The organism is Thermoleptolyngbya sp. M55_K2018_002 (genome assembly GCF_015295965.1).
In the GTDB taxonomy this organism is placed as follows: domain Bacteria; phylum Cyanobacteriota; class Cyanobacteriia; order Elainellales; family Elainellaceae; genus Thermoleptolyngbya; species Thermoleptolyngbya sichuanensis.
In genome coordinates this window covers 1-3,947 of sequence record NZ_DVEA01000223.1, presented here as the reverse complement: position 1 = coordinate 3,947, position 3,947 = coordinate 1, and the positions used below count along the sequence as shown (strand labels likewise).

Below are 3,947 nucleotides of genomic sequence, written 5' to 3'. Positions count from 1 at the left end.
CCGTGAGAAATCGCCCGAAATCCAGAAAAATTATTGCAAGTGCGTAGGCTCTAGATTTTTTAAGTCATAGAGTTTTGAATGTTTTAATGATTGTGCTGTTTGAGGGTCCAAGTCTTGGGGTGCCTGCGGAGTTGCGGCGATCGCTCGAAGCGTCGGGGGCGATCGCCGAAATTTTGGGCTTTCCGGTGTGGGCGATCGCAACGGACGGAGCTGGTGCAGCCGAAGCGCTGGCTGCCATTCCAGCCCAGCCCCAGCCGACCGCCGCCTTCTGGCTTGCGCCGCCGACCGCCGCCTTCCGCTATGGTGAACTATTTGCCGCTGCCCAGGCCAAGAACCTCCACCTGCCCAACACCCCCGCCCAGCACCAGCTTGCTCAAGAATTTCACCGCGCCTACCCGCTCCTAAAGGATCTGACCCCGGCCAGCATCGTGCTAGAGCAGCCAGAGGCAGTTGAGGGGGCGATCGCCCAACTCGGCTTACCACTGGTCTTTCAGCGCAGCGGAGCGGCGGCGGTGTTGCAAGACTGGCAGCGGGCGTTGGCGTTAGCCTTGCGGAGCAGCATCGCCAAAACGCCAGCGCAAGCGCGACGCATCGCAGCGGACTTATTCAACCAGGAATTAAACCAAGAACTCAGCCAGGAACTCAGCCAGAAGCCGCATCAGCCCGTCCTGGCCCGCCAGTGGGTTAACCTGCGCCATCACCACACCACACCCGCCGGATTTCCCCTGGGGCGCGAGTTTCGCGTGGTGCTGTACGATCGAGCGATCCTCACCTATGGCTATGCCTGGCCAGGTGACGACCCCGGTCGCTGGCTCTCGGTCGAAGAAGAAGAAGCGCTGTTTGCCGTGGCTTTTGCCGTTGCCGAACGGCTAGACGTGCCGCTGCTGGGGGTCGATATCGCCCAGACCCAGAGCGGCGAGTGGATCGCGCTAAAAACCGTCGATCCGCAGTTTGTTGGGTCGCCCCAACTTCCGCTCGTCCACTTCTGGCAGCAGTTGGGGATTATGAATGAAATGATTGAGAAACGGTCGCGCCAAGTGGTGAACTCCGCAGACGCATCGGCGGATTTGAATCTCCCCTAAAAAGTCTGGTATGGTCTGGGAAAAAAGTCAGCATTTTGCTTCGGATTGCTGTTTAGAAAGCAATGTGCAGCTTTCAATCTGCCCTCATCCCCCAGCCCCTTCTCCCAGGTCGGGAGAAGGGAAGCAAGAGAGGCTTGAAGTCCCTCTCCTGCTCTGGGCTTGAGCTTAAAGCCTTCGGCGTACCAGAAAAGGGGGAGGGGGATCAGCAAAGCTGCATATCCCGTATTTGGACATCAATAAGATTGCTTTAGATTGCTCTAGAGTGCTTTAGAAATTTTCCTGAAAACCGGCGAGGCGGTCAGCATGAGCCAACGGAGAAGGGCAACGCGCGGGATGCAGAGGGGCAGGCTCCTGCCGGAGATGCAGCAATGGCAGCGGGGCTGGCATCGGCTCCTGTACCTGGGGCTAGGGCTGTTGATCGTGGGGCTATGCATGGTGCTGCCGCTGCGGCCGGGCTGGGGACAAGCCGTGAACCCAGCGGCCCAGGTGCAGCAGGGCATTGACCGCTATCGCCAGGGGGATTATCTGGGGGCGATCGCCCTCTGGGAAGCTGTGCGCGACACCTACCGCCAGCAGCCCAACCCTGCCCACGAAGCCATCCTCACTGAAAACCTGGCCCGGGCCCGGCAGGCCATCGGGCAGCAGACCGACGCGCTGAGCCTGTGGCAAACGGCAGGGAACACCTATCGCCAGCTTGCGGTCCAGCAGCCCGATCGCGCGGTGGACTACACCGCCCGCTGGGGGCGATCGCTCACCGAGCAGGCGCAGATTTACAACCGCATAGGGCAATATCGCAAAGCCGTAGCGCTGCTGTGTGGCGAGGAACCTCGGAGTGCCAAGGGCGGCTGCGGGGAGGAAAGCGCCGTGGCGATCGCCCAGCACACCGCAGACCACCGGGGCGAGGCTGCTGCCTGGGGCAGCCTGGGGCAAGCCCATCGGCTGATGGGCAATGATGACTCGTCCAAGGCGGCGCTAGACCGGGCCCTTAGCTTAGCCAGAACGCTGGACGACCGGACGCTGTTGGCGGCGACCTACAGCAACCTGGGAGCGCTGAAAACTCGACAGGCGGTGGTGCGCTATCGGCAGGCCAATTCGGCAGAGCCGCTGGGCGACGTGCAGCGAGCCAAGCGCCTGCGCGATGAGGGGCGATCGCTCGACCAGGCTGCCCTCCAGGACTTTCAGCAAAGCCTCGACCTGGCAACCCAGCCCACCGAGCGGCTGCGGGCGCTGCTGGATGCGATTCCCGCCTACGACCGCACGGGCAATGTCGCAGCAGCCCAAAATGCGCGTCAGTCCGTCAAAGCCCTGCTGAATCAGCTTCCGACCAGTCAGGATACGCTGCTGGCTGCCCTCGACTGGGTGCGCCTGCTGATGCCCGCCTCGCCCCAGCAGCCGATTGCCCGCAGCCAGTGTTTGACCTCTGCTGCAAATCCTGGGGTGGACTCTGGAGCGAATTTTGGGCTGAATTCTGGGGTGAATACTGATGTGAATTCCAGAACGAATGCTGGGGCGAATGATGATGCGAAAGAGATGCTGAACTCAGTCGCTAGTGCAGCCGAGAGGCTGGGCGATCGCCGTTCGCTCTCCTTTGCGCTAGGAGAACTGGGACACTGGCACGAATGTCAAAAAGAATACCAAAAAGCACTGGATATCACGCAGGATGCCCGCCTTGCCGCAGAATATGAATACGACAGCCGCTACCTCTGGGAATGGCAAACGGGACGCATTTTGCAGGCGCAAGGACAAACGACGGAAGCCATCGCGGCCTACGAGCGGGCGATCGCCACGTTAGAAATCATCCGCGACGACATCCTAGTCGCCAACCGCGATATCCAGTTCGATTTTCGAGACTCCATCGACCCGGTATATCGCGAGCTAGTGGCGCTGCGACTGAAGCAGGGCAAGCCGTCGGAGTTGCTGCCACCCGCCAGCACCGACCGTCCCGACACCCTCAGCCGCGCCCTGGGGACGCTCGATTCCCTGAAACTAGCCGAATTGCAAAACTACTTCGGAGACGACTGCGTGTTGACCTCGCGCAACGTGGATCTGACGGTGGCGCAAAAGCTACTGACGGAGGGCGATCGCACGGCAGTCATTAGCACCGTAGTTCTAGATGATCAGACCGCCGTGCTGCTGACGCTGCCCAATGGCGATCGCCAGTACGAGTGGATCAACACCGACCGCCAAACCCTGCGCGATGAAATCAACGCCTACCGTCGCGGGCTGGAAGTGGACTTTCGCGCCTACGATCCGCAGCCTGCCCAACGGCTATATGACCAGATCATCCGCCCGTTTGAAGCGCTGTTCCAGCAGCAGCAGGTAGAAACGCTGGCCTTTGTGCAGGACGACATTTTGCGGAGTGTGCCCATGTCAGCGCTGCACGATGGTACGCAGTTTTTGATCCAGAAGTATGCGATCGCCTATACGCCCAGCCTGCAACTCACCAGCCCCGCCCCCCTCGACCGGGACAATCTCCGCGCCCTCGCCGCCGGCCTCACCGATGCCAGCCCGCCCGACAGCGAGGCGGGTGGGTTTTCCCCACTGTTTTATGTCAGCGAAGAACTGGACGCAATTCTCGCCGAACTGCCCCGCAGCCGGACGCTAACGGGCAGCGCATTCCGGCTCGATAACCTGACACAAACGTTGTTCTCGAACGATTTTCCGATTTTGCACATCGCCACCCACGGTATCTTTGGCACTGAGGCAGAAGACACGTTCCTGGTCACGGCTGACCCGCCAGAAAACAAGCTGACCCTCAACCAGCTTGATCGGCTCTTGCGGGGGGTCGATCCGAATCGCCCGGTGCAGTTGCTCTCGCTCACAGCCTGCACCACCGCCGTCGGCGACGATCGCGCAGCGCTGGGG

General features: G+C 61.0%; 2 protein-coding genes. Both read left to right on the top strand.

Annotation, left to right across the window (positions count from 1 at the left end):
• Positions 1–119 precede the first annotated feature (119 nt).
• Positions 120–1,082: an ATP-grasp domain-containing protein gene (locus tag IGS51_RS11030; protein ID WP_297078445.1), complete on the top strand. Its 963-nt coding sequence runs from the start codon at positions 120–122 to the stop codon at positions 1,080–1,082.
• Positions 1,083–1,415: 333 nt separating this feature from the next.
• On the top strand, positions 1,416–3,947 hold a 2,532-nt coding region (locus IGS51_RS11025), incomplete at its 3' end, for a CHAT domain-containing protein (protein ID WP_297078444.1).